The organism is Muricoccus roseus (genome assembly GCF_900141905.1).
In the GTDB taxonomy this organism is placed as follows: Bacteria; Pseudomonadota; Alphaproteobacteria; order Acetobacterales; family Acetobacteraceae; genus Roseomonas; species Roseomonas rosea.
This window is the reverse complement of sequence record NZ_FQZF01000023.1, coordinates 1-23669: the sequence shown is the minus strand read 5'-3', so window position 1 is coordinate 23669 and position 23669 is coordinate 1. Positions and strand designations below refer to the sequence as shown.

The following is a 23669-nucleotide window of genomic DNA, read 5'->3' as shown; positions in this document are numbered from 1 at the left end:
TAAGCCGGTTTCCGTGCCGGGCGTGAGGCCGGGTGATGGCGATGGTGGGGCGAGGGCCCCGGATATGGGCACCCGGATGCGAAAAGGGCCGCCGGCGGTCCGGCGGCCCCTTCAGGTCCTGATTCCAGCCCCGGGCTTCACGCCCGGGGGCGCGGCCCGCGAGGGGCCGCGCGGTGCGGCTTACTGGTGCTGGCCGCCATTGCCCGTGGCGCCGGAGCGCTCGAGGAAGTTCTGGGCGGCGCTGCCCTGGCGCATGCCGGAGCTCGCGAGCGGGGTGCGGCTGTCACCCTGGCTCCAGGCCGGCACGGCGGTCGGGCCGGCCACGTAGAAGCCCTCGGCGAAGGAGGGAGCGGCGGCGCCGGCGAGCAGGGCGGCGGCGAGGGCGAGGGTCTTGATCTTCGACATTGTTTTATCTTCCGTATGAATGGCGCCGGCAGCTCGCTGCCGGTGTTGGGGGGTATATGTCCCCTGCCACCCACGGACTCCACCTCGTATGACAGATTGCTGACATTCGTCCGGTGAATAGAGAAGCCCTTTTTCTCCCGCCGATGTGACGAGGCCGGGGCTAGTTTTCCTTGTAGCGGTAGCCAATGCCGTAGAGCGTCTCAATCTGGCCGAAGCTGTCATCCACGGCCCGGAACTTCTTACGCACGCGCTTCACATGGCTGTCGATGGTCCGGTCGTCGACATAGATGTTCTCGCCATAGGCGGCGTCGATCAGCTGGTCCCGGTTCTTCACCATGCCCGGGCGGACGGCGAGCGCCTTGACCAGCAGGAACTCCGTGACGGTCAGCTGCACCGGCCTGCCCTTCCAGGTGCAGGTGTGCTTCGTCTCGTCCAGCACCAGGTCGCCCCGGGCGATGACGCCGCCCTGGGGGACGCCGGAGCCCTCGGCCCGGCTGGCCTCGTTGCGGCGGAGGAGGGTGCGGATGCGCTCCAGCAGGAGGCGCTGGGAGAAGGGCTTGGTGATGTAGTCGTCCGCGCCGAGGCGCAGGCCCATCAGCTCGTCCAGCTCGTCATCCTTGCTGGTGAGGAAGATGACCGGCATGCCGCTGCGCTGGCGCAGGCGCTGCAGCAGCTCCATCCCGTCCATGCGGGGCATCTTGATGTCGAGCACCGCCAGGTCCACCGGCCGCGCGAGCAGGCCCTGCAGGGCGCTTTCCCCATCCGTGTAGGTGCGGACGGTGAAGCCCTCCGCCTCCAGCGTCATGGAGACGGAGGTGAGGATGTTGCGGTCGTCATCCACCAGGGCGATGGTGTGGGGCATCGGGCGTCCCTCAAGCGTTCTCGGATGGCAGTGACGGGGCGTCGCACCCGAATATGGCGGGAGGATGCCATGACCGAGCCCGAGGGGGGAGAGCGGCCCGCCCCCGAATTGGAGGCAGAACTGGAGGCGGAACCGGGGGCGGCAGCGGAGCAGGATGAGGTGGTAGCCGCCGCCGAGGCCCGCCGCGCCGGGCTGGCGCGGGAGGCGCGCGGGCTGATGCGGGCCGCGGCCTCGGCCATGCTGGCCACGCTGGGCAAGGACGGGCACCCCCATGCCGCCCTGGTGACCCCGGCCATCGCGCCGGACGGGGCGGTGCTGCTCTGGCTCTCTACCCTGTCCGAGCACACGCGGCAGCTGGCGCGGGATGGGCGCTGCTCCCTCCTGTTCCAGGGGCCGCCCGCGGAGGAGAACCCCCAGACCACGCCGCGGGTGAGCGTCAGCGGCACGGCCGAGCGGGTGGAGGACGAGGCGCTGAAGGCGGTCTGGCTGGCGCGCCACCCCTATGCGGAGGCCTATGCCGGCTTCGCGGATTTCTCCCTCTGGCGGATCGTGCCGCGCGCGGCGCTGATGGTGCTGGGCTTCGGCCGGGCGCACCGGCTGCGGGGCGTGGACCTGGTGCCGCCGCCGGGCGAGGCGGGGGCATGAGCGGGCCCCCGCTGGATTTCGTGGGGCAGGTGGATGTGGCGGTGGCGGCGCCGGTGCTGGTCGGGGCGGGGCCGATGGGGGAACGGCGGGTGATCCCCATCCTCGGCGGGCGCGTCTCCGGGCCGCGGCTGGCGGGCGAGGTGCTGCCGGGCGGGGCGGACTACCAGCTGATCCGCCCGGACGGGGTGGCGGAGATCGAGGCGCGCTACACCATCCGGCTGGAAGGCGGCGCCCTCGTCTATGTGGTGAATCGGGGCCTGCGCCATGCGGCACCGGAGGACATGGCCCGGCTGCTCAGGGGGGAGCCGGTGCCGCCGGAGCGCGTCTATTTCCGCACGGCACCGAGTTTCGAGACCGCCTCTCCGGACCATGCCTGGCTGCAGCGGAGCCTGTTCGTCGGCTTCGGGGAAAGGCAGCCCGGGGCGGTGCGGGTGCGGATCTTCTCCGTGTGAGGGCGGCCCGGGCGTGGGGGCCGCCCCTGCCCGGGGGCGTCACTCGATCGCCCGGAACCCTGTGGCGCGCACCACCTCGGCCCAGCGCGCCGTCTCCTCCCGCATGAGGGTGCCGAAGGCGGCCTGGCCGTTCCCGGCCGGGCGGAACCCGGCCTCCTGCATGCGGGACTGGAGGGTGGGGCCGCGGAGGGCGCCCAGGGCCAGGCGCTCCAGCTCGTCGCGCAGCGGGCCGGGGGTGGCGGCCGGGGCCACGAGGCCGAACCAGGCGCTGAAGGCGAGGTCGGGGCGGTTCAGCTCCGCCACGCTCGGCACGCCGGGCAGCAGGGGGGAGCGGGCCGGGCCGGTGACGGCGAGGGCCTTCAGCCGCCCGTCCCGGACTTGGGGCGCGACGAGGGCGACCGTGCCGAACATGCCCTGGACATTGCCGTTGAGCACGGCAGACATGGCGTCGCCGGTGGAGCGGAAATGGACCGCCTCGGCCTGGAAGCCGCCGCCCGTGGCGAGAATGGCCGCGCCGAAATGGCCGGGCGTCCCGGCCCCGAAGGTGCCCAGGAAGACGGAGGGGCGGGATTTCGCCCAGGCCCGGTATTCGGCGAAGTTCGCGGCGGGAACCGCGGCGGGAACGACGAAGGCGAAGTCGGCGGCGGCGACCTCGGCGATCGGGGCGAAGTCGCGCGCGGGGTCATAGGGCAGGCGGGCATAGGTGCTGGGCGCCATGGCGAGCTGCCCGACCTCGCCCAGGAGGAGGGTGGTGCCGTCCGGTGCGGCGCGGGCTACCTCCTGCGCGGCGATCGCGCCGGCGGCGCCGGGCTTGTTATCCACCACCACCCCGGCCGGGAGCACCTCCTTTAGCCCATCGGCGACCAGCCGGGCCACGAGGTCCGGGCCGCTGCCGGGCGGGAAGCCGAGGACGAGGCGGAGAGGGCGGTCGGGCAGCGCGGCGCGGGCCGGGGCGGGGAGAAGGGCGGCGGCGGCAAGAATCCCGCGGCGGGTGGCGATTGGCATGGACGGCCTCCTTTGTTTCTTGTCATCATTGTCCAGCCGTACCGGGTTGGCCATGACGGGCTTGCGACGGGCCTCCCGGCCAACAAATGTTAAGTAACCAATTGGTTATTTTTGCGGGCATGTCCGATTCAGCCTTAATTTTGCTCCCAGCCTCAGCGACATTCCGCCCATTCCAGGGGGTTCTCTGTGTTCAGGGGGCTCCGCCAGCCGGAGGCAGACACTTAGCAATGACCGATACGACCCAGGCCCGCGCCCTGTCCGGCACTGGCGTGTCCACGCAGTCCAAGGTGCATGCGAACCTGACCGCGCCGGGGCTGACGACGCAGGCGCTCCGCCGTGGCGAGGGCCGGCTCTCGGCGGATGGCGCCTTCATCGCGGTGACCGGCCAGCACACCGGCCGCTCCGTGCAGGACAAGTTCGTGGCGGACGACCCCGAGGTCACGAAGGAGATCTGGTGGGGCAAGGTCAACCAGAAGCTCGATCCCGCGAAGTTCGAGGCCTTCACCACCGATGTCCGCCAGTGGCTGGGCGCGCGTGACGAGCTGTTCACCCAGGACCTCTATGCCGGCGCGGACCCCGCCTACCGCATCAAGGTGCGGCTGGTGACCACCAATGCCTGGCACGCCATGTTCGCCCGCAACATGTTCATCCGCCCGCCGGTGGAGGAGCTGGAGGGCTTCGAGCCGGACTACGTGATCCTGCACGCGCCGGAGATGGACGCGAAGGCCGCGCATGGCGGGCGTGCGAACTCCTCCACGCTCATCGCGCTCTCCTTCGCGAAGAAGATCATCGCGATCGCCGGCACCTCCTACGCTGGCGAGATCAAGAAGAGCATCTTCACCGTGATGAACTGGCTGCTGCCGGCCCAGGGCGTGCTGCCGATGCACTGCTCGGCCAATGTCGGCAAGGCGGGCGACACGGCGCTGTTCTTCGGCCTCTCCGGCACGGGCAAGACGACCCTTTCCTCGGATCCCGAGCGCGCGCTCATCGGCGATGACGAACATGGCTGGACCAAGACGGGCGTCTTCAACTTCGAGGGCGGCTGCTACGCAAAGGTCATCAAGCTCAGCCAGGAGGCCGAGCCGCAGATCTGGAACGCCTCGCACCGTTTCGGCGCCGTGCTGGAGAACGTGATCGCCGACGAGCGCGGCAATCTCGACCTCGACGACGGCTCGCTGACCGAGAACACCCGCTCCTGCTACCCGATCGAATTCATCCCGAACACGCAGCCGGGCGGCCAGGGCGGCCTGCCGAAGAACGTGGTGATGCTGACGGCCGACGCCTTCGGCGTGCTGCCCCCGATCAGCAAGCTGACGCCGGCGCAGGCCATGTACCACTTCATGTCCGGCTACACGGCGAAGGTGGCGGGCACGGAGAAGGGGCTGGGCAAGGAGCCGCAGGCGACCTTCTCCACCTGCTTCGGCGCGCCCTTCCTGCCGCGGCACCCCGAGGTGTACGGCAAGATGCTGGCCGAGCTGATCGAACGCGACGGCGCGCAGGTGTGGCTGGTGAACACCGGCTGGACCGGCGGCGCCTATGGCACGGGCCAGCGCATGTCCATCAAGCACACGCGCGCCCTGCTGCGGGCCGCGCTGGATGGCAGCCTGGCAAAGGGCGAGTTCGTGCAGGAGCCGTTCTTCGGCCTGGCGATCCCCAAGGCGCTGGAGGGCGTGCCCGCCGAGGTGCTGAACCCGCGCGAGAGCTGGGCGGACAAGGCGGCCTATGACAAGACCGCCAAGGATCTGCAGTCCCGCTTCGAGGCGAATTTCGAGACCTTCGCGGGTGCGGTCAGCGACGAGGTGAAGAAGGCGGCGATCAAGGCCGCGGCCTGATCACCGGCGCGGGCGGCCCGGTTCTCCGGGCTCCCGCTTCCTGAATGCGCATGGGAGGGGCCTCCGGCGGCGAGCCGGAGGCCCCTTTCTTCGTGCGATTCAACCTGGAAGGATCGCGGAGGGAGCCGGTTCCGGAACCGGGAACAGCACCGCCGTGGCAGGGCACGAGTTTCCTTTTGCCGCCGCGCACCGGGGCATGGTTCCTCCAAAACGGGGGAAGCGGTCCGATGATCAGCTATGCCCAGCTGCAGCCGGGACGCGGCTTCGAGGCTCGGCGTGCCGCCCTCTACTACGCCCAGCGCCTCGCCACGCCGCGCCGGTTCCGCCAGCTCATCTGCCGGGCGCTCGCCGCCGCGATCCGGCGGCGCCATGGGCGGTGTGGCGCTCAGGGCACCCCCGAGGCACGGCACGCGGCGAAGGCCCTCGACCGGGACGGGCTGGCGATGCTGGAACCGCTCTTCGCGCCGCCGGCCTTGCAGTCCATCCGGGCGTTCCTGCGCCACGAGCCGGTGGTCGGCCCCGACGGGCGCCCCGCCTGGCTCGAGGCGCTGCCCCAGGGCACGCGGACGGCCGCCTATCCGCTCCCGCGTGTCCTCGCTTGCCCCGGCCTGATCGAGGCAATCAACGCGCCCGCCATCCTGCGCATCGCCTCCGACTACCTCGGCTGCAAGCCCACCCTGTCGAGCCTCGGGATCCGCTGGTCCCTGCCCTCCGAAGCGCAGCCCCTGGAGACGCAGCTCTTCCACCGCGATCCCGACGACTGGCGGTTCCTGAAACTGTTCGTCTACCTCACCGACGTGGACGAGAGGACCGGGCCGCATGTCTTCGTCACCGGCTCCCACCGCACGGCGGCGACGTTGCGGGCGCGGCCCTTCTCGCGCGCGGCGCTGGAGCGGGACTACGGCGCCGACCGGATCCGCATGATCACCGGCCCGGGCGGCACCACCTTCATCGCCGACACCCACGGCATCCACATGGGCATGCCGCCGGTCCGTGCGCCGCGGCTGGTGCTGCAGGTGCAGTACTCCCTGCTGCCCATCTTCGCCTTCCGCTACGAGCCGGTGGCGCTGGCCGCGCGGCCCCGGGCGCTGGACCCCTATGTGAACCGCCTGATCGCCGCCTGATGCCGTCCTTCTGAGGAGGGCTCCGCCCTCCACCCGCCAAGGGCCTGAGGCCCTTGGAACCCCGTCTGACTGCCGTGGATACCCCGGATCGGTGGGGTTTCTGGTTGAGGGGGCTTTTCCTGCCCTTGCAGTCGCCTCGGGTCATCGACCCGAGGCGCACCGTCAGCCCCGTGATTCCAAACTCCTAGAAAAAGATGATGGTGAGGGGGCCGGGGAGAGGAAGAATTCCTCCTTCCTCTCCCCGGGACAGACCGAACAGATCAGAAGAGACGCAGAGCGGCTATTCCGCCTTCAGGTCCAGCTCCCGAGCCTTCTTGCCCCAGAACTCGTATTCCGTCTGGATTTCGCGCGCGAACTCCGCGCGCGGCCGTTCGGCGGCCAGTTCCAGCCCGTCGCGCTCCAGGCTGCGGCTGAAGCGCGGGTCTCGGATGGCCTGGTTCGCGGCGGCTTCGAGCCGGGACATCTCCGCTTCCGGCACGCCGGCGGGCGCGAAGATGCCGTGCCAGCCGAGGATGACGATGCCGGGCAGCCCGGCCTCGGACAGGGTAGGCACCTCGGGCAGGGAGGGGAGGCGGCGCTCGCCGGTCACCGCGATGGCGCGCAGCCGTCCGTCCCGCGTGAGCGGCACGGCGGGCGGCGGGGAGGAGAAGTTCATGGTGACGCGGCCCGCGACCACGTCCTGGAGCGCGGGGGCCGTGCCGCGATAGGAGATGTGCTCCATCTCCACCCCGGCGGCCTCGGCGAAGAGCAGGCCGGCGAGGTGGTTGTTCGAGCCGACGCCGCCGGAGGAATAGGTGAAGCCCGCATTCGGGCGCTTCCCGGCCGCGATCAGTTCCTGCAGCGTGGTGGCCTGCACCTTGGGGTCGATGACGAGGACATATTGGTAGGAGCTGGCCTTGGCGACGGGCGCGAGGGCGGTGGAGAGGTTGATCCGGTCGTTCCGCTGGAGATGCGGGTTGACCACGATGTTGGTGGAGACGGCGAAGAGCAGCGTGGTGCCGTCGGGCCTGGCGCGGGTGACGGAGACGGCGCCGACATGGCCCGCCGCGCCGCCGCGGTTCTCCACGATCACGTTCTGGCCCGTCGTTTCCATCAGGATCGGCGCCAGTTCCCGCGCCACGATGTCCGTGCCGCCGCCGGCCGCATAGGGCACGACGAGGGTGATGGGGCGCCCCTGAGCCTGGGCGCGGGTGATGAGGGCGGGGGCCGCGAGGAGCGGCAGGAAGTGGCGGCGCTGCATGGTCGTTTCCGTCCCGGGTTGTGGCGAAGGAGGCCATGCCGGCGCAGCGGCCGCAAGCGGCTTCACCCCAGGCCGGAGGATGCCATGATGGGGCGGCGGGCAGGGAGTGGCGCTTGAAGGACGGATCACCCAGCGGATCACCCGCCGGATCGCCCACCGGATTGCTCGGCCTGCGCGGGCCTGCCTTCACCTTCCGGCACGACCCCTTCCTGGGCGATGCGGACGAGGCGCTGGTCCATTGGCCCGATGCGCTGGTGGTGATGCGCGACGGGGTGATCACGGGCTTCGGCGACCATGCGGCGGAGCGCCCGCGCCATCCGGACAGGCTGGAGGTGCATCACTACCCCGAGGGCCTTATCGGGCCGGGCTTCGTGGACGCGCATGTCCACTACCCCCAGATGGAGATGACCGGCGCCTTCGGGGAGACGCTGCTGGACTGGCTGCAGCGCTACACCTACCCCACCGAGGCGCGCTTCGCGGATGCGGCGCATGCCGCCCGCATTGCCGCCCTCTTCCTCCGCGCGCTGCTGCGGGCGGGCACCACGACGGCCGCGGTCTATGGCACCGTGCACGAGCATTCCGCCGATGCGCTCTTCGCCGGGGCGGAGGGGCTGGGCATGCGGCTCATCGCGGGTAAGGTGCTGATGGACCGCCACGCGCCCGATGCGCTGCTGGACGGCGAGGACCACGGCATTCCGGCGACGCGGCGGCTGATCGCGCGCTGGCATGGGCGCGGGCGGCTGCTCTACGCCATTACGCCGCGCTTCGCGCCCGCCTGCACGGATGAGGCGCTGCAGGCCGCCGGGCGCCTGTGGTGCGACCATCCCGGCACCTATGTGCAGACGCATCTCTGCGAAACCGAGGCGGAGATCGCCTGGGTGCGGGAGCTGTTCCCCGCCGCCGCCTCCTATCTGGATGTCTATGTCCGGGCCGGGCTGGTCGGGCCGCGCGCGGTGATGGGCCATGCGGTGCATGTGACCGAGGGCGACATCGCCGGGCTGCGGGAGAGCGGCTGCGGCGTGGCGCATTGCCCCAGTTCCAACCTGTTCCTCGGCAGTGGGCTGTTCCGGCTGCATGACCTGGCGGAGGCCGGGGTGCGGGTGGCGTTGGGCAGCGATGTGGGGGCGGGCACCAGCCTCTCCACCCTTCGCACGCTGGGGGATGGCTACAAGATGGCGCGGCTGCGCGGGGCGCGGCTGCACCCGGCCCAGGCCTTCTGGCTGGCGACGCGGGGCGGAGCGGCGGCGCTGCGGCTGGAGGACCGGATCGGGTCCCTGGAGCCGGGGATGGAGGCGGACCTGGTGGTGCTGGACCCGCGGGCGACGCCGGAGCTGGCGTTACGGACCGAGGGAGGCGCGGAGCTGGCCGACCGGCTTTTCGCGCTGATGACGCTGGGCGACGAGCGGGCAGTGCGGGCGACCTATGTCGGCGGCCGCCTGGTGCATGACCGGGAGAAGGCGCCGGCCTGAGGCGGCGCCGGCCCGCGCGGAGGCGGGCCGGCGGCCGGGGTTCAGCGCGCGCGGCGGCTGGCCGGGGCGGAGCGGCTCGGGGCCGGGGCGGGCGCGGGCTCGGGCGCCGGGGCGGCGCTGGCCGGGGTCGCGCCGCGGGAGCGGTCCAGCTCCTCGAACATGCACTTCTTCAGGCCGAACTCCGTCGCATTGGCGAAGCGCTGCTGGCAGACGGGGCGGAAGGCCTCTTCCGGCGGCGGGGCCACGGCGGGCGGGGGCGGCGGGGCGGCGGTGCAGGCCGCCATCAGGGCCAGCGACGGGAGCAGCGCGGCCTTCAGGATCGTCTTGGTCACTGGTTCGTCCTTGGGATCAGTACCCCGGTGGGCGGGGCGGTGGTCTTCTAAGGCGGCGCGCGGCGCGCGTCACCGGCCTTTTCCGGCACTTGCGGGGCGGAATTGCGGCGGGGCGTGAGGTGTGTCGCAGGTGCTGCCCTATCGGGCGGCACCGGCCGCTAGATGGCCACCTCCATCCCATCCGCCCCGATCAGCAGGCGGCCGGAGAAGTCGCGCGCCACCTCCTCGGCCAGCACATCCAGCATGGCGGGGTCCCGGCGCGGGCGATGATGGGTGAGGACGAGGGTCTTCACGCCGCATTCGGCCGCGATCTTTCCCACCGTGTCGCCACAGGCGAGGGTGTGGCGGGAGAGGCGGCGGAGATGCTCGGTGGTGAGCTCGGCGGAGGCGGCCCAGCAGCATTGGACCAGCACATCGGCCCCCTGGGCCAGCTCCCGCAGGCCGGGGCAGTCCACCGTGTCGCCGGAGAAGGCGAAGACCCGGCCGCCGATCTCGAAGCGGTAGCCGTAGCAGATCCAGCGGCGGAGGAAGGCCTCCGGAAGGGTGCCGAGGCCGTTGCCGTGCAGCACCTCCCGCGCGGTCGCGCGCCAGCCATGGCCCTCGATCCACTCGCCCGGCGCGAGGTCCTCGGCCTCCACCGGGGCCCAGCCGCCGAAGGTGGGCTCGCCGAGGCCGCGCCAGGTGTGGTCCTTGTCATAGACCTGGGTGAGCAGGGCCTCTGTGATGCGCTGCGTGTCGGGCGGGCCCTGGATGAGCAGGGGGTGCTTGCGGCCCTCGAACCAGGTGGTCAGCGCCACGTCGTAGAGGTCGCCGATATGGTCGAAATGGTGGTGCGTGATCAGGAGGCGCGACAGCCGGCCGAGATCCGCCCCGGCCTCCGCCAGCCCCTGCACGCAGCCCCGCCCGGCATCGATCAGCACCTCCTCCTCCCCCGTGCGGAGGAGAAGGGCGGCGCAGTGGCGGGCGGGGTCGATGCGCGGGCCGCCCGTGCCGAGGAGGGTGACGCTGGCCATGGCTAGTTGTTCACGGTGAAGCCGGAGGCGCGGATCACCGGCTCCCAGCGCGCAGCATCGGCGGCGATGACGGCGCCGAATTCGGCGGGGGTCATCGGGCGGGGGGTGAGGTCCATGTCCAGCAGGCGTGCGGCGGTGGCGGCCTCACGCAGGATGCCGCCCAGCACGGTGGCCCAGCGGTTCCGCGTCTCCTCCGGCGTGCGCCCCGGGGCGTAGACCCCGTACCAGAACTCCGCGGCCGCCATCTCGGCCAGCGGCGGGCCGGCTTCGGCGAAGGAGGGCACCTCGGGCAGGGTGGCCGTGCGCGTGGCGCCGGTGACCGCCAGCGCGCGCATGGCGCCGTCCCGCAGCTGGCCGAGCGTGCTGGCCGTGGTGTCGAAGGCGCAATGCACCTCCCCTGCCAGCAGGGCGGCCTGGAGCGGGGAGGAGCCGCGATAGGGCACATGGGTCATCGCCGTGCCCGCGATGCGGTTGAACAGCACGCCGAGGAAGTGGGAGGGCGTGCCCGGGGAGATGGAGCCGACATTCACCGACGTCCCGCGCGCCCGCGCCCATTCAACGAATTCCCCGAGGTTCCGGGCCGGATGGTCGCCGCGGACGACGAGGGCGAAGTTGAAGGTGCCGATCATGGTGACCGGCGCCAGGTCCTTCAGCGGGTCGAAGCTCAGGCGCTGGTGGATGAAGGGAAAGAAGGCCGAGACCACGATGGGCGCGGCCATCAGCACCGTGCCGTCCGGCGGGGACTGGGCCAGGGCCTCGGCGGCCACGAGGCTGCCCGCGCCGGGGCGGTTCTCCACCACCACGGGCTGGCCGGTGGCGTTCAGGCGTGAGGCCAGGAGGCGGGCGATGACGTCCAGCCCGCCGCCCGGGGGAAAGCCGACGAGAAGGCGCGTGGTGCGCCCCTCCTGCGCCGCCGCGGCATCCAGCCCGGAGAGGGTCAGGGCCGGCCAGGCGAGGCCTGCGCCGAGCAGCGTGCGGCGATCGATCATTCCCGGGCCTTTTCGTTCTTGCGCTCGTTCCATGGCCCAAAACCGCCGCCCGTGGGAGTGATGATCGTGACGGCCTCCCCCGCCCGGAGTGCAGAGCGGGCGCAGCCTGGCAGGGTCTCGATGCGGCCGTCCAGGCGGCGCACCAGGTTCTGCCCGCGCTCCCCCGGTTCCCCGCCGAAAAGGCCGGGCGGCGGCACCTCCCGGTGGCCGGCGAGGATGGCGACCTCCATCTCCTCCAGGAAGCGGATGGTGCGGCGGGTGCCGTCTCCCGCGCACCACTTGCCCTTCCCGCCGGAGCCTGGGCGGATGGAGAATTCCTCCAGCACCACGGGGAAGCGGGTCTCCAGGATCTCGGGATCGGTCAGGCGGGAATTGGTCATGTGCGTCTGCACGCCCGGCGCGCCGTCGAAGCCTTCGCCCGCCGGGGCGCCGGAGCAGATGGTCTCGTAATACTGGTAGGTGTCGTTGCCGAAGGTGAGATTGTTCATCGTGCTCTGCGCCGGCGCGAGGGAGCCCGTGGCGGCGAGCAGCGCGGAGGTGACGGCCTGCGACACCTCCACATTGCCGGCAACGACCGCGGCCGGCCATTGCGGGGAGAGCATGGAAGCTTCCGGCACGACGATGCGGATGGGGCGGAGGCAACCGGCATTCATCGGGATGTCGGAATCCACCAGCAGGCGGAAGCAGTAGAGCACGGCCGCGCGGGTGACGGGGCGGGGCGCGTTGAAGTTGTCCGGCTGCTGCGCGGAGGTTCCGGTGAAGTCCACCGTGGCCTCCCGCGCCGCGCGGTCCACGGTGATGCGCACGCGCACGCGGCGGCCGGAATCCATCGCGTAGTCGAAGGAGGAATCCTCCGGCAGCCGGTCCAGCACGCGGCGCACGCTTTCGGCCGCGTTGTCCTGCACATGGGCCATGTAGGCGTGCACGACATCCGCGCCGAAGCTTTCCACGGCACGCAGCAGCTCCGCCGCGCCGCGGGCATTGGCGGCGACCTGGGCCTTGAGGTCCGCGATGTTCTGCGGCGGGTTGCGGGCGGGGTAGGTCGCGCCGGTCAGCAGCGCCAGCGCGGCCCCCTCGCGGAAGCGCCCCTGCTCCACGAGGTGGAGGTTGTCGATATAGACGCCCTCCTGCTCGATCGTCCTCGCATCGGGTGACATGGAGCCAGGGGCGGTGCCGCCGATATCGGCATGGTGCCCGCGCGAGGCGACCCAGAAGATCACCGCGCCATCCTTCCCGAACACGGGGGTGCAGACGGTGATGTCGGGCAGGTGGGTGCCGCCGTTATAGGGGGCGTTGATGGCCCAGACATCGCCGGGCCTGGGGTTCGGGTTCGCGCGGATGACGCTCTCCACGCTGCCATCCATCGAGCCGAGATGGACGGGGATGTGCGGCGCGTTGGAGACGAGCCCGCCCTTCGCGTCGAAGACCGCGCAGGAGAAGTCCAGCCGCTCCTTGATGTTCACGGAGCTGGCGGTGTTCTGCAGCGCCACGCCCATCTGCTCGGCGATGGAGCGGAAGAGGTTGTTGAAGATCTCCAGCATCACCGGGTCCGCCTCGGTGCCCAGCGCCGCGGTGCGGGGCAGGGGCTCCACGCGGTCCAGCACGAGGTGGTCGGCGGGGGTGAGCACCACGGACCAGCCGGGTTCCACCACCACGGTCTGGTTCGCCTCGATGATCAGCGCGGGGCCGGGGATGGGCTGGGCGGGGCGCAGGGATTCACGCCGATAGACCGCGGCCTCGTGCCAGGTGCCGTTGGAGAAGAGGCGGGTGGTGCGCAGGGGCTCGGCCATGGCGCCTTCGGCCGCGCGCGCGGCGGGAGCGGCGGAAGCGCCGCCGCCCGCGGCCTCGGCCAGGGCGGCTTCGACCACCACGGCTCGTGAGGGATCGGTGAAGCCGAAGCGGGCGAGATGCGCGGCCTCGAAGGCTTCGCGCAGGGCATCGGCGCGTAGCGTGCCGGCGGCCTGGGCCACGTCCTCCTCACCCGGGATGTCCAGGGCGGGGATTTCGAGGGGCGTGTCGGTGCCGGCGTAGCGGAGCTGGAGGACGATGCGGGTGGCGAGCGACGCGGCCTCCACGCCCTGCCCAAGAACCTCCGTGCGCGCCTCGGCGGCGAGGGACTGGATGGCGGGCGCGCTCCGGCCCAGCGCCTCATCCGCCAGCGGCTGGTCCAGCGTGCGCTGGCGCACCGCGCGGATATCGGCGAGCCCCATGCCATAGGCCGAGAGAAGGCCGGAGAAGGGGTGGATAAGCACGCGCGTCACCGCCAGCGCATCCGCCACCAGGCAGGCATGCTGGCCGGAGGCGCCGCCGAAGGCGTTCAGCACGTATTTGGTGATGTCGTAGCCGCGCTGGACGGAGATGGTCTTGATGGCCTCCGCCATGCCGGCGACCGCGATGCGCAACGCGCCGTCGGCGACCGATTCCGGCGAGCGGTGCCCGCCCAGCTCGGCCGCCAGCGCCGCGAAGCCCGCGCGCACGGCGTCCACGTCCAGCGGCTGGTCCTGGTTCGGCCCGAAGATGGAGGGGAAGAGGTCGGGCAGCAGCTTGCCCGTCATCACGTTGCAGTCGGTGACGGTGAGCGGGCCGCCGCGACGGTAGCAGGCCGGGCCAGGATTGGCGCCCGCGCTTTCCGGGCCGACGCGCAGGCGGCCATCGGCATAGCGCACGATGCTGCCGCCGCCGGCCGCCACGGTATGGATCAGCATCATCGGCGCGCGCATCCGCACGCCCGCCACTTCCGTCTCCAGCGCGCGCTCGAACTGGCCGGCGTAATGGGCGACATCGGTGGAGGTGCCGCCCATGTCGAAGCCGATGACCTTGTCGAAGCCGGCCTCCGCCCCCGTGCGCGCCAGCGCCACCACGCCGCCGGCCGGGCCGGAGAGGATGGCGTCGCGCCCCTGGAAGAGGGAGGCGGCGGTGAGGCCGCCGGCGGAGGTCATGAACATCACCCGCGCGCCGGTGCGGGCCACGTCCAGCTCCTCCTCCACCTGCGCGACGTAGCGGCGCAGCACGGGGGAGAGATAGGCGTCCACCACCGTGGTGTCGCCGCGCCCCACCAGCTTGATCAGCGGCCCGACCTCATGGCTGGCCGAAACCTGGGCGAAGCCCATCTCCCGCGCCATGGCAGCGGCGCGGGCCTCGTGCTCCGGGAAGTTCCAGGCGTGAAGGAAGACGATGGCGAGCGACTGGAAGCCATCGGCCTTCAGTGCCTCCAGCGTAACGCGCAGCGCGGCCTCGTCGAGCGCGGCCTCCACCGTGCCGTCGGCGCGGACGCGCCCGCCGATCTCCTCCACGCGGGCATAGAGCAGCTCGGGCTTCACCACGCGGCGGGCGAAGATGTCGCGGCGGGCCTGGTGGCCGATGGCGAGGGCATCGCGGAAGCCCTGCGTCGTGATCAGTGCCGTGCGTTCGCCCTTGCGCTCCAGCAAGGCGTTGGTGGCCACCGTGGTGCCCATCCGCACCTCGCCGACCGCGCCGGCGGGGATGGGGGCCCCGGCCGCCAGGCCGAGATGCAGGCGAATGCCCTGCACGGCGGCGTCCCGATAGGCGCCGGGATTCTCGGAGAGAACCTTGCGGGCGTGCAGCCGCCCTTCCGGGTCGCGCCCGATGACATCGGTGAAGGTGCCGCCACGGTCCACCCAGAAGTCCCAGGCGCCCTGGGACGCGCCCTGGGACGCCCCCTGGGACGCCCCCTGGGACGCGGTGCGGGTGGAAGCGGACATGCGGAACCCCTTGCTGCGGCGCGGCGATGATTAGCCTGCGGCCCCCTGGGCGGAAAGCGTATCGCGGGCAAACCAGGGCCGGGGCGGGGGCGTTGCCTGGAGAACCCGGCGGCCGCCACACGGCCCGCCATCAGGGCAGAGGACGAAATCCGATGATCAAGCCGCGCGCCATCCTGGGAATGATCGTTCTGGCCGGCGGGCTCAGCCTCGTCTCGGCCTGCTCACAGGGCGTTCCCGCCGGGAGCCGGGGACCTTCCGTGGGAGCCGGGACCGGGCAGCCGGCACAGGGCTCGGGCCCGATCATCCGCGGCAACCCCGGCACGGGCGCCGGGCAGCAGATCGTGCCCGGGGACAATCGCGGGCCCGCCTTCTAAGCGGATCAGGGCTGGTGGGCTGTCCCGGGGAGAGGAAGAAGGAATTCTTCCTCTCCCCGGACCCGTTCAGCCCACGCCCGGCCCGCGTGGCAGCCACTGGCCGGAGCCTGGCCGGGCCGTCACCACGCCGTCCCGCATTACCAGTTCGCCGCGCCGGATGGTGGCGGCGGGCCAGCCTGTCACCTGCATTCCCTCATAGGGCGTGTAGTCGATGGCGTGCTGCATGAGGGCGTTGGTGAGGGTGACGGGGCGGTTCGCGTCCCACAGCACCAGGTCGGCGTCGCTGCCCACCGCGAGGATGCCCTTGCGGGGGTAGAGGCCGGCGATGCGGGCGGGGTTTTCGGCCACCAGCTTGGCGAAGGTCGGCAGGTCGATGCGGCGCTTGGCGACGCCTTCGGAGAAGATGATGGGCAGGCGGGCGGCGAGGCCGGGGATGCCGTTGGGGATGGCGTCGAAGGCGGCGTCGCGGCCGTTCTTCCCCTTCCCGCGGTCGCCTTCGTAGGAAAAGCCGCAATGGTCCGAGGTCACGACGTCGAGCACGCCGCGGCGGATCATGGCCCAGATGCCCTCATGGTCCGCGGCGCGGCGCGGGGCGGGGCTGCACATGAACTTCGCGCCCTCGAAGCCCGGGCGGTCCATGTCGTCCGCGGTCAGCGTCACGTATTGCGGGCAGGTCTCGCCTTTCACCGCCAGGCCGCGGGCCTGGGCGCGGGCGATTTCCTCGGCCACCTCGGCGCAGGAGACGTGAAAGACCTGGATGGGCTGGCCCACCAGCTCGGCCAGGGCGATGGCGCGGCCGGTCGCCTCGCGTTCCACCAAGGGTGGGCGGGAGGTGGCGTGGTATTTCGGCGCGGTGCAGCCGGCGGCGATCAGCGTCTCGGTGGCGAGGCGGATGGCGTCGTAGTTCTCGCAATGCACATGCACCATCAGCCCGTGCCGGCGCGCGGCCTGCAGGACGCGCAGGAAGGCCGCGTCGTCCAGATGCAGGGCGTCATAGGTCATGAAGGCCTTGAGGCTTCCCACGCCGTCGGCGACGAGGGCGGGGATTTCCGAGAGCGCGGCGTCGGAGGGATCGGCGATGATCTGGTGAAAGCCGTAGTCGATCATCGCATGGGCGGCACGGGCGCGGGCGGCCCGGTGCTGTTCCACGAGCAGCCCGCCCTTGAACTGCGGCGTATGGGCGACGACGGAGGTGGTGCCGCCCGCCAGGGCGGAGCGCGAGGCGCTTTCCCAGCTTTCCTCCTGGTGGCCGCCTTCGGGGAAGGGCTCCTCGACATGGCAATGCGTGTCCACGCCGCCGGGGAGGACGAGGAGGCCGGACGCATCGATCACCTGGCGCGCGGCATCGATGCGGTCCGCGATGGCGGCGATGCGGCCGCCGGTGACGCCGATGTCGCAGCGGACCACCGCATCGCCCAACACGGCCGTGCCGCCGCGGATGGCCAGGTCGTACATGCCCGAATCCCTCGATGTCCCGGCCAGGGTAGGAGAGGGGGGCAGCGCCGTCAGCCCATGGGCAGGGGCTGGGGGCCATGGGGCAGGTCCATGGTGGCGCGGGTGCCGTCCTGGATGCGCTGGAGGGTGGTGGTGCCTTCATGCAGGGCGGCGAGCGCCCGCAGCAGCCCCAGCCCCTCGCCGCCGTCGCGCGCGCCGGCATAGCCCCAGCCATCATCCTCCACCGCCAGCCCGGTCCAGGCCGCGTCGCTGGTGAGGCGGATGCGGATATGGCCGAGCAGGCGGGCATGCATCCCGTGCTTCACGGCATTGCCCACCATCTCATGCGCGGCCCGCAGCACGGTGCCGCGCAGGGCGGCGGGGCACTCGCCCTCTACCACCACCTCCAGCCGCAGGATCTGGTCGGGATCGGCCATCAGCTCCACCGTCGCCTCGCAGACCGAGCGCAGCCGGTCCTCCATGCCGCCCGGCGCATGGGTGAGGCCGAACAGGGCATTGGATAGGGCGGCGCTCAGCATCACGCGGCGCTCCAGCTCCGCCATCACGCGGTGGCCGTCCCGCGTTTCCTCCAGCCCGCGCACCTTGGACACCTCGGCGAGGATGCGCTGGAGGGCGTTCTTCGTGTGGTGCCGCAGCAGGCCGATGGAGATCGTCTCCGCTTCCTGACCCCCATGGCGCGGCAGCGGCGACCAGGGTGCGGCCGGATGGAGGGAGCGGGCGGAGAGATAGGTCATGCGGGAGAGGTCCTGCTGGGGAGCCGTGCGGGGCATGGCCAGACACTATGTGGGAAAATTTCCCACGTCAATCGGGTGTGGGACTTCTTCCCACGCGGCGAGCGTGTTAAGGGTTCCACACGCATCGTCCGGTCTCCATGCCCCTCTCGCCTCCCCCGGCGGACGCCCTCCTCCGCCCCCTCCGCCGCCTGCTGCGGCCGCTCCTGCGACTGCTCATCCGGGCCGGCCTCACCTTCCCGGTGTTCGCCGAGCTGCTGCGCGGCCTCTATGTGGAGGTGGCGGCGAGCATGGCGGAGGATGCGCGCGGGCGGACCGACAGCCGGATCAGCCTGCTCACGGGGGTGCACCGCAAGGAGCTGCGGCGCCTGCGCGAGGCCTCGCCCGAGCCGGACGAGGTGCCGGAGGTGGTGACGCTGGGCAGCCAGGTGATCTCCCGCTGGCTCGGCCTGCCCGGCTATTCCGACGCGCAGGGACCCTTGCCGCTGCCGCGCACGGCGCCGCCGGGCGAGCCCTCCTTCGATGCGCTGGTGGCCTCCGTCACCACCGATGTGCGGCCCCGGGCCGTGCTGGATGGCTGGGTGGAGCAGGGGATCGTCTCGATCGGGGCGGATGAGCGCGTGCGGCTGGACGCCACGGCCTTCCTGCCGAACCGGCACCTGGAGGGGCAGCTCTTCTACTTCGCGCGCAACCTGCACGACCATCTGGCGGCCGCCTCGGCCAATATCTCGGCCGCCTCGGCACCGCCCTTCCTGGATCGCAGCCTGCATTACGACCGGCTGCGGCCCGAGGCCGCCGCGCGGCTGGAGACGGCGGGGCGCGAGGGCGCGCAGCGGCTGCTGCTGGAGATGAACCGCCTCGCCCTTTCCCTGCTGGAGGAGGGGGAGGCGGAGCCGGGCGCGCCCACGCGGCGCGTTAATCTGGGCGTCTATCTCTATGCCGAGGACGAACCGCCGGCGCCGCCGCCGGTCACGTCCGGGGCCTGAGCGCCGATGCGCCGCCCCGACCGCCGGCCTGACCACCGGCCTGACCACCGGCCGCCCGCCGGCCTGCTCGCCAGCCTCGCCGCGGCGGGACTACTCGCCGCCTGTGCACAGGGCTCGCCGGAGGCACCGCCCGCCGCCGCGCCCGCCGCCGCCCAACCCGGCTTGTGCCGCATCGGCCCGGATGGCGGTCCCCCGGTGCTGGCCGAGGGCGAGCGCGGCATCGGCGGCACGGGCGTCCTCGCCGCCGCGGAGGCTCCGGAGGGGGAGCGCGGCATTGGCGGCACGGGGATCGTCGGCGTGGTCACGGGCTTCGCCAGCATCTGCGTGAACGGGCTGCACGTGGCCTATGACCCCGGCATGCCGGTGGACTTCGTCGATGGGGTGGCGACGCCCGCGGCGCTGCGTGTGGGGCAGGTGGTGGTGGTGCGGGCCGAGGGGCCGGAAGCCGACCTGCGGGCCCGCCGGATTGCGGTGCGCCACGAACTGGGCGGCGTGGTGGAGGCGGCGGAGGAGGGGGCGATCCGCGTGGCGGGGCAGCGCGTCTCCACGGCCGGGGCCTGGCCGGCGGGCCGGGCCTGGGCGGTGGGGGAGGCGGTGCTGGTCAGCGGCCTGTGGGCGCCGGATGGCAGCCTGACGGCCACCCGCATCGACCCCCGCCCGGCCGGCGGCGCGAGCCTGGTGATGGGCCGGCTCACGCGCGGCGCGGGCGGGCCGCGCATCGGCAACCTGCGGCTGCGGCTGATGCCGGGCCTGGCCCTGCCGCCGGATGGGCCGGTGGTGGCGCGGGGGCGGATGGAGGATGGCCTGCTGGTGGCCGATTCGGTGGAACCGGACCGGCTGATGCGCGACCCGCCCGGCTTCCTCGGCACCGCCCGCGTGCTGATGGAGGCGCAGATCGGCTTCGGGGGCGGGCGGATGCTGCTGGGGCCCGGCCTCTCGGTTTCCGCCGGGCCTGGCATGGGGCCGGGCGCAGCCGGGCGGCGCGTGGTGGAGCTGCGCGGGGGGGCGGGCCGTTCGCTCTCGGCCGCCGGGTTGCGCGGCGGGGGGGATCCCCCGGGCCCCGCTTCGGGCCGCGTTTCCGGCCTTGGTGCGGCGCCTGGCGGTGCGGCGCGCGGGGAGCCGGCGCCGGTGCCGGATCGTCGCTTCGAATCCCGGCGGGGCATGGAGCGCGACGGGGCCGGGCGCTGGAACGGCGGCGACCGGCGCGGCGGCGCGGCGCGGCGGGAGGGCGGAGCGCCCGATCCGAGAGGCGCGGATGCGCCGCGGGGCGACGGCACCCTGCCTGGGCGCCTGCCGGATGGGGCGGCGCAGGGACCGGGCCGGTTCCGCTGAGCGCGGCGCGAAGAATTCTGCGCGACCGTCGGCCACTTCGCCGGGCGTGGCGTGTTGTTGGACCGGCTTGTTGGACTGGCTTGTTGGACTGGCCGGGGCCCCGATACGCCGGCCAGGCCGGCCGGCGGGGGCTCAACGGTGGGGGCGCGGCGTCGCGGACCGGGCGATGGCCCGCGCCGCGGGGCCGGCGGCCTGCGAGGCACGAGAAGGAACTCTCGATTGGCGAATGACATCGCGCGGCGTGCCAACGCCGGGAATGGGGCGGATTATGCCGCGGCGTTCTGACGAAGCGCCTGCATGCCCCGCGCGGCACCGGGGCTGAGGGAGGCGCGCGTGCCCGTCTGGTTCACCGCCGACACGCATTTCGGCCATGGCGCCTTGCGCGCCCTGATGCGCCGCCCCTTCGCTACCACCGCCGCCATGGACGCAGCGCTGGTGGAGGGCTGGAACGCGGCGGTCGGGCCGGCGGACGAGGTCTGGCATCTCGGGGATTTCGCCATCGGGCATCGTGACCCGGCGGGGCTGCTGGAATCGCTGCATGGGGAGAAGCATCTGGTCTGGGGCAACAACGACCCGCCGGCGATCCGCGCCCTTCCGGGCTGGGTCAGCGTGCAACCCTATGTGGAGCTGGAGCGGGAGGGACAGGCGCTCGTACTGTGTCATTATCCATTCCGAAGTTGGAACGGACAGGGCAAGGGGGCGTGGAACCTGCACGGCCATTCGCATGGACGGCTGAAGCCGCTGGCACGGCAGTTCGACGTGGGCGTGGATCCGCGTGGCTTCCGGCCGGTGGGGCTCTCTGGCCTGCGCGCGGCGCCGCGCGGCATGGCGGGTGCTAAGCCCGAGGGCACTGCCCCGGATGCGTGAGCCCCGACGCATGAACCGCCTGCCCGCGCTGCGGATCGTCCTGCCCCTTTTACGGCCGCACGCTCTCCGCGTGGCGGGCGCGGTGCTGGCCATGGCCACGGCGGCGGGGCTGATGCTGCTGCTCGGCCAGGGGCTGCGGCGGATCGTCGATGACGGCTTCTCCGGCACGGGCGGCACCTCCAGCCTGGACCACCACGCGCTGCTGATCTTTGGCCTGGTGGTGCTGCTGGGCGTCAGCACCGCCAGCCGCTTCTTCCTCGTCTCCTGGCTGGGGGAGCATGTGGGTTCGGCGCTGCGGCGCCGCGTCTTCGCCCATGCGCTGCGATTGCCGCCGAGCCATTACGAGCAGCGCCGGACGGGCGACGTGCTGACGCTGCTGACCGCCGATACCGAGATCCTGCGCGGGCTGGTGGGCGCCGCGGTCTCGCAATGGCTGCGCGCGCTGATCACGGCGCTGGGCGCGCTGGGGATGCTGTTCTTCACCAGCGCGCGGCTGAGCCTGCTGGTCGTCGCCGTCACGCCGCTGATCGTGCTGCCGCTGGTCGTCTTCGGCCGGCGCGAGCGGCGGCTGAGCCGCGTGGCGCAGGAGCGCGTGGCCGATCTCGGCGCCCAGGCCGAGGAGACGCTGAACGCCATGGCGACCGTGCAGGCCCATGGGCATGAGGCGGCCGACCTGCGCCACTTCGCCGAGCGCGCGGGCCAGAGCGTCGCCGCCTCGCTCGCGCGCGTGCGGGTGCGGGCCTTCCTGATGCTGTCGATCATCCTGCTCGGCTTCGGCGCCATCACGCTCAGCCTCTGGGTGGGCGGGCATGCAGTGCTGTCGGGGCGGCTGACGGGCGGCGAGCTTTCGGCCTTCGTCTTCTATGCCGTGCTGCTCGCCACCTCCGTCACCTCGCTCTCGGAGCTGTGGAGCGAGGTGCAGCGGGCGGCCGGGGCGGCGGAGCGCGTGGGCGAGTTCCTGGACGTGGAGCCGGAGATCCGCCCGCCGGCCGAGCCGGTTCCCCTGCCGGCGCCGGCGCCGGGCCGCCCGGTGGGACGGCTTGCTTTCGAGGATGTGCGGCTGCGCTATCCCAGCCGCCCGGAGGTTCCGGCGCTGGATGGCGTTTCCCTGGTGGTGGAGCCGGGGGAGACGGTGGCGCTGGTCGGGCCTTCGGGGGCGGGAAAGACGACGCTCTTCCAGCTCGCGCTCCGCTTCCGCGACCCGGATTCCGGCGGGGTGACGCTGGACGGCGTCGACCTGCGCGCGGCCGATCCCGCCGCCATCCGCGCGCGGATCGGCCTGGTGCCGCAGGACCCCGTGATCTTCAGCGCCGATGTGCGGGAGAACATCCGCTACGGCCGCCCCGACGCCGCGGAGGAGGACATCCGCGCCGCCGCGGAGGCCGCCGATGCCGCCGGCTTCATCGAGGCGCTTCCGCAGGGATACGGCACCTTCCTCGGGGAGAAGGGCGTACGACTTTCCGGCGGGCAGCGGCAGCGCATCGCGATCGCCCGCGCCGTGCTCTGCGACCCGCCGCTGCTGCTGCTGGACGAGGCGACGAGCGCGCTGGACGCGGAGAGCGAGGCGGCGGTGCAGGCGGCCATCGCCCGCCTCTCGCGCGGGCGGGCGGTGCTGGTCATCGCGCATCGCCTGGCCACGGTGCGGCGGGCGGACCGGATCGTGGTGATGGAGGACGGGCGCGTGGTGGCCGAGGGGCGGCACGAGCAGTTGGTGGAGGAAGGCGGGCTCTATGCCCGGCTGGCGCGGCTGCAATTCGCCAGCAGCTGAAGGAGAGCCCCGGGGGATGCGTCGGCCGCCCCCGGGGGATCGCTCACTCCCCGTTCCGGCGGAAGGCGATGGGCCAGTCGATCGCGTATTCGAGCAGAACGAACAGGATCACCAGGGCCAGGGTGAGCACGGTGAGGCCCAGATTAGGCGTGGCATGCGGCCCGCGCAGCCAATGCGAGAGGGAGTCCATGGCGGCCTCCAGGGTTGATCGGACAGGGATGCCCGGTCGCCGGCCGCGCAGGGGATTCCTGACCGGCTGCGGAGCCGTCCGGAAGGGCAGGGTATCACCCCCGCCCCGGCGGGCGCCACGAAATGCGCCGCCCTACTTCGCCTGCCGCGCGATCACGGCAAGCGCCGCCGAGCTGATCGAGATCTGCCCGAGGACGGAGGTGAGGTCCCGGATGAAGCCCCAGGTCTCGTAGGGCGAGGGGTCCTGCGGCACGACGACGAGGCTGCCGGGCGGGATGGGCGGGCCACCCGCCTGCCAGCTGCCGAGGCCGGCCGGCACGCTCTGCCCGTTCGGCAGCACGATGAAGGCGCGGGAGACATCGGCGAAACGCTGCTCGCCGCCGGCGGCGCGCACGTATTGGGAAGCCTTCCAGCCCGTTGCGAATTGCAGGCTGCCCGGGTTCAGCACGGCGCCGACCACCGTGACCTCGTTCGGGCGCTTGGGGATGACGATGAGGTCGCCCGGTTCCAGCAGCACGTCCAGTTCCTGTTGATTTGCACTGAGAGCTGACCCTGTAGGAGCCGAAGTTTTCGCTGAGAAATGACCCGTGTCTGTTCACCTCCCCGGCCGGATGGCCGGGGTTATCGGAGTGATCGACATGGAGTTGTTGAGCGTGATCCGCCGGTGGCACCACCGGGACCGCATCCCGATCCGCGAGATCGAGCGGCGGACGGGCCTGTCGCGGAACACGATCCGCAAGTACCTGCGGTCGGATGCCGTGGAGGTGCGGTTCAAGGTCCCCCAGCGCCCGAGCCGCCTGGACCCGTTCGCCGACAAGCTGTCGGAGTGGCTGAGGGTGGAGGCGGGCAAGGGCCGCAAGGGGAGGCGGACGGTGCG

General features: G+C 72.3%; 22 protein-coding genes and 1 pseudogene. 11 read left to right on the top strand and 12 right to left on the bottom strand.

Annotation, left to right across the window (positions count from 1 at the left end):
- Positions 1-180: 180 nt before the first annotated feature.
- Complete coding sequence (locus BUB97_RS17790; RefSeq protein ID WP_073137209.1) at positions 181-405, bottom strand: hypothetical protein; 225 nt, start codon at positions 403-405, stop codon at positions 181-183.
- Positions 406-565: 160 nt separating this feature from the next.
- The gene (locus BUB97_RS17785; RefSeq protein WP_073137207.1) at positions 566-1267 is read right to left on the bottom strand and encodes a response regulator transcription factor; all 702 of its coding nucleotides are present in this window, start codon (positions 1265-1267) and stop codon (positions 566-568) included.
- A 69-nt stretch (positions 1268-1336) separates the two neighbouring features.
- Between BUB97_RS17785 and BUB97_RS17780 the strand changes: the two genes are divergently transcribed.
- Both BUB97_RS17780 and BUB97_RS17775 read left to right on the top strand, forming a co-directional pair.
- Positions 1337-1912 (top strand): HugZ family pyridoxamine 5'-phosphate oxidase, encoded by a 576-nt coding sequence (locus BUB97_RS17780; RefSeq protein WP_073137205.1) that lies wholly within the window; start codon positions 1337-1339, stop codon positions 1910-1912.
- The gene (locus tag BUB97_RS17775; protein ID WP_073137203.1) at positions 1909-2364 is read left to right on the top strand and encodes a DUF3237 domain-containing protein; all 456 of its coding nucleotides are present in this window, start codon (positions 1909-1911) and stop codon (positions 2362-2364) included. The genes BUB97_RS17780 and BUB97_RS17775 overlap by 4 nt, the downstream gene beginning before the upstream one ends.
- Positions 2365-2403: 39 nt before the next feature.
- On the opposite strand, the gene BUB97_RS17770 is transcribed toward BUB97_RS17775, so the two are convergent.
- On the bottom strand, positions 2404-3369 hold the full coding sequence (locus BUB97_RS17770; RefSeq protein WP_086062307.1) for a Bug family tripartite tricarboxylate transporter substrate binding protein: 966 nt from the start codon (positions 3367-3369) through the stop codon (positions 2404-2406).
- 227 nt (positions 3370-3596) lie between these two features.
- Between BUB97_RS17770 and pckA the strand changes: the two genes are divergently transcribed.
- Positions 3597-5201, top strand: coding sequence for a phosphoenolpyruvate carboxykinase (ATP) (gene pckA, locus BUB97_RS17765; RefSeq protein WP_073137201.1), 1605 nt, complete (start codon positions 3597-3599; stop codon positions 5199-5201).
- Positions 5202-5428: 227 nt separating this feature from the next.
- Complete coding sequence (locus BUB97_RS17760; RefSeq protein ID WP_073137199.1) at positions 5429-6325, top strand: phytanoyl-CoA dioxygenase family protein; 897 nt, start codon at positions 5429-5431, stop codon at positions 6323-6325.
- 280 nt (positions 6326-6605) lie between these two features.
- On the opposite strand, the gene BUB97_RS17755 is transcribed toward BUB97_RS17760, so the two are convergent.
- Positions 6606-7565, bottom strand: a complete 960-nt coding sequence (locus tag BUB97_RS17755) for a Bug family tripartite tricarboxylate transporter substrate binding protein (protein ID WP_073137197.1) — start codon at positions 7563-7565, stop codon at positions 6606-6608.
- Positions 7566-7726: 161 nt separating this feature from the next.
- Here BUB97_RS17755 and guaD point away from each other — a divergent pair, with 161 nt between their 5' ends.
- Positions 7727-9034 carry a guanine deaminase gene (gene guaD / locus BUB97_RS17750; RefSeq protein ID WP_073137195.1) on the top strand — a complete coding sequence of 436 codons (1308 nt, stop codon included), beginning with the start codon at positions 7727-7729 and terminating at the stop codon, positions 9032-9034.
- Between the two features lie 41 nt (positions 9035-9075).
- Here guaD and BUB97_RS17745 read toward each other — a convergent pair whose 3' ends face one another.
- The 4 genes from BUB97_RS17745 to BUB97_RS17730 form a co-directional block, all read right to left on the bottom strand.
- Positions 9076-9366, bottom strand: coding sequence for a hypothetical protein (locus tag BUB97_RS17745; RefSeq protein ID WP_073137193.1), 291 nt, complete (start codon positions 9364-9366; stop codon positions 9076-9078).
- 158 nt (positions 9367-9524) lie between these two features.
- Positions 9525-10379, bottom strand: coding sequence for an MBL fold metallo-hydrolase (locus BUB97_RS17740; protein WP_073137191.1), 855 nt, complete (start codon positions 10377-10379; stop codon positions 9525-9527).
- A 2-nt stretch (positions 10380-10381) separates the two neighbouring features.
- Positions 10382-11368 carry a Bug family tripartite tricarboxylate transporter substrate binding protein gene (locus tag BUB97_RS17735; RefSeq protein ID WP_175562674.1) on the bottom strand — a complete coding sequence of 329 codons (987 nt, stop codon included), beginning with the start codon at positions 11366-11368 and terminating at the stop codon, positions 10382-10384.
- A complete protein-coding gene (locus tag BUB97_RS17730; RefSeq protein ID WP_086062305.1) occupies positions 11365-15090 on the bottom strand; it encodes a hydantoinase B/oxoprolinase family protein in 3726 nt (1241 codons plus the stop codon). The genes BUB97_RS17735 and BUB97_RS17730 overlap by 4 nt, the downstream gene beginning before the upstream one ends.
- Positions 15091-15242: 152 nt before the next feature.
- Here BUB97_RS17730 and BUB97_RS17725 point away from each other — a divergent pair, with 152 nt between their 5' ends.
- Positions 15243-15464 (top strand): hypothetical protein, encoded by a 222-nt coding sequence (locus BUB97_RS17725; protein ID WP_073137189.1) that lies wholly within the window; start codon positions 15243-15245, stop codon positions 15462-15464.
- Positions 15465-15530: 66 nt separating this feature from the next.
- Here the strand turns inward: BUB97_RS17725 and hydA are convergent, their stop codons facing one another.
- Together hydA and BUB97_RS17715 are read right to left on the bottom strand one after the other, a co-directional pair.
- A complete protein-coding gene (gene hydA, locus BUB97_RS17720; RefSeq protein WP_073137187.1) occupies positions 15531-16919 on the bottom strand; it encodes a dihydropyrimidinase in 1389 nt (462 codons plus the stop codon).
- Positions 16920-16969: 50 nt separating this feature from the next.
- Positions 16970-17689, bottom strand: coding sequence for an ATP-binding protein (locus BUB97_RS17715; protein ID WP_073137185.1), 720 nt, complete (start codon positions 17687-17689; stop codon positions 16970-16972).
- A 101-nt stretch (positions 17690-17790) separates the two neighbouring features.
- Between BUB97_RS17715 and BUB97_RS17710 the strand changes: the two genes are divergently transcribed.
- The 4 genes from BUB97_RS17710 to BUB97_RS17695 all read left to right on the top strand — a co-directional run bounded on the left by BUB97_RS17710 (position 17791) and on the right by BUB97_RS17695 (position 22603).
- Entirely contained in the window at positions 17791-18636 is an 846-nt protein-coding gene (locus BUB97_RS17710; protein ID WP_073137183.1) for a DUF6502 family protein, read from the top strand.
- A 6-nt stretch (positions 18637-18642) separates the two neighbouring features.
- A complete protein-coding gene (locus tag BUB97_RS17705; RefSeq protein ID WP_139281380.1) occupies positions 18643-19968 on the top strand; it encodes a DUF5666 domain-containing protein in 1326 nt (441 codons plus the stop codon).
- Between the two features lie 297 nt (positions 19969-20265).
- A complete protein-coding gene (locus BUB97_RS17700) occupies positions 20266-20835 on the top strand; it encodes a metallophosphoesterase (RefSeq protein ID WP_245818349.1) in 570 nt (189 codons plus the stop codon).
- 10 nt (positions 20836-20845) lie between these two features.
- Positions 20846-22603, top strand: a complete 1758-nt coding sequence (locus tag BUB97_RS17695; RefSeq protein WP_086062304.1) for an ABC transporter transmembrane domain-containing protein — start codon at positions 20846-20848, stop codon at positions 22601-22603.
- A gap of 43 nt (positions 22604-22646) precedes the next feature.
- Here BUB97_RS17695 and BUB97_RS26300 read toward each other — a convergent pair whose 3' ends face one another.
- The gene (locus BUB97_RS26300; protein ID WP_175562673.1) at positions 22647-22793 is read right to left on the bottom strand and encodes a hypothetical protein; all 147 of its coding nucleotides are present in this window, start codon (positions 22791-22793) and stop codon (positions 22647-22649) included.
- A gap of 132 nt (positions 22794-22925) precedes the next feature.
- A complete protein-coding gene (locus BUB97_RS17690) occupies positions 22926-23309 on the bottom strand; it encodes a polysaccharide biosynthesis/export family protein (protein ID WP_245818348.1) in 384 nt (127 codons plus the stop codon).
- Positions 23310-23430: 121 nt separating this feature from the next.
- On the opposite strand from BUB97_RS17690, the pseudogene BUB97_RS17685 reads away from it, so the two are divergent.
- Positions 23431-23669 (top strand): annotated as a pseudogene (locus BUB97_RS17685) (IS21 family transposase); the annotation flags it as partial.

Excerpts from the sequence above, each read along its gene's own strand:
- BUB97_RS17705 (WP_139281380.1), top strand. The coding sequence starts at position 18,643 with ATGCGCCGCCCCGACCGCCGGCCTGACCACCGGCCTGACCACCGGCCG.
- BUB97_RS17710 (WP_073137183.1), top strand. The coding sequence starts at position 17,791 with ATGCCCCTCTCGCCTCCCCCGGCGGACGCCCTCCTCCGCCCCCTCCGC.
- pckA (WP_073137201.1), top strand. The coding sequence starts at position 3,597 with ATGACCGATACGACCCAGGCCCGCGCCCTGTCCGGCACTGGCGTGTCC.
- BUB97_RS17725 (WP_073137189.1), top strand. The coding sequence starts at position 15,243 with ATGATCAAGCCGCGCGCCATCCTGGGAATGATCGTTCTGGCCGGCGGG.
- BUB97_RS17735 (WP_175562674.1), bottom strand. The coding sequence starts at position 11,368 with ATGATCGATCGCCGCACGCTGCTCGGCGCAGGCCTCGCCTGGCCGGCC.
- BUB97_RS26300 (WP_175562673.1), bottom strand. The coding sequence starts at position 22,793 with ATGGACTCCCTCTCGCATTGGCTGCGCGGGCCGCATGCCACGCCTAAT.
- BUB97_RS17730 (WP_086062305.1), bottom strand. The coding sequence starts at position 15,090 with ATGTCCGCTTCCACCCGCACCGCGTCCCAGGGGGCGTCCCAGGGGGCG.
- BUB97_RS17775 (WP_073137203.1), top strand. The coding sequence starts at position 1,909 with ATGAGCGGGCCCCCGCTGGATTTCGTGGGGCAGGTGGATGTGGCGGTG.
- BUB97_RS17785 (WP_073137207.1), bottom strand. The coding sequence starts at position 1,267 with ATGCCCCACACCATCGCCCTGGTGGATGACGACCGCAACATCCTCACC.
- BUB97_RS17760 (WP_073137199.1), top strand. The coding sequence starts at position 5,429 with ATGATCAGCTATGCCCAGCTGCAGCCGGGACGCGGCTTCGAGGCTCGG.
- BUB97_RS17755 (WP_073137197.1), bottom strand. The coding sequence starts at position 7,565 with ATGCAGCGCCGCCACTTCCTGCCGCTCCTCGCGGCCCCCGCCCTCATC.
- BUB97_RS17770 (WP_086062307.1), bottom strand. The coding sequence starts at position 3,369 with ATGCCAATCGCCACCCGCCGCGGGATTCTTGCCGCCGCCGCCCTTCTC.
- BUB97_RS17740 (WP_073137191.1), bottom strand. The coding sequence starts at position 10,379 with ATGGCCAGCGTCACCCTCCTCGGCACGGGCGGCCCGCGCATCGACCCC.
- BUB97_RS17715 (WP_073137185.1), bottom strand. The coding sequence starts at position 17,689 with ATGCCCCGCACGGCTCCCCAGCAGGACCTCTCCCGCATGACCTATCTC.
- BUB97_RS17790 (WP_073137209.1), bottom strand. The coding sequence starts at position 405 with ATGTCGAAGATCAAGACCCTCGCCCTCGCCGCCGCCCTGCTCGCCGGC.
- BUB97_RS17780 (WP_073137205.1), top strand. The coding sequence starts at position 1,337 with ATGACCGAGCCCGAGGGGGGAGAGCGGCCCGCCCCCGAATTGGAGGCA.
- BUB97_RS17695 (WP_086062304.1), top strand. The coding sequence starts at position 20,846 with ATGAACCGCCTGCCCGCGCTGCGGATCGTCCTGCCCCTTTTACGGCCG.
- BUB97_RS17700 (WP_245818349.1), top strand. The coding sequence starts at position 20,266 with ATGCCCCGCGCGGCACCGGGGCTGAGGGAGGCGCGCGTGCCCGTCTGG.
- hydA (WP_073137187.1), bottom strand. The coding sequence starts at position 16,919 with ATGTACGACCTGGCCATCCGCGGCGGCACGGCCGTGTTGGGCGATGCG.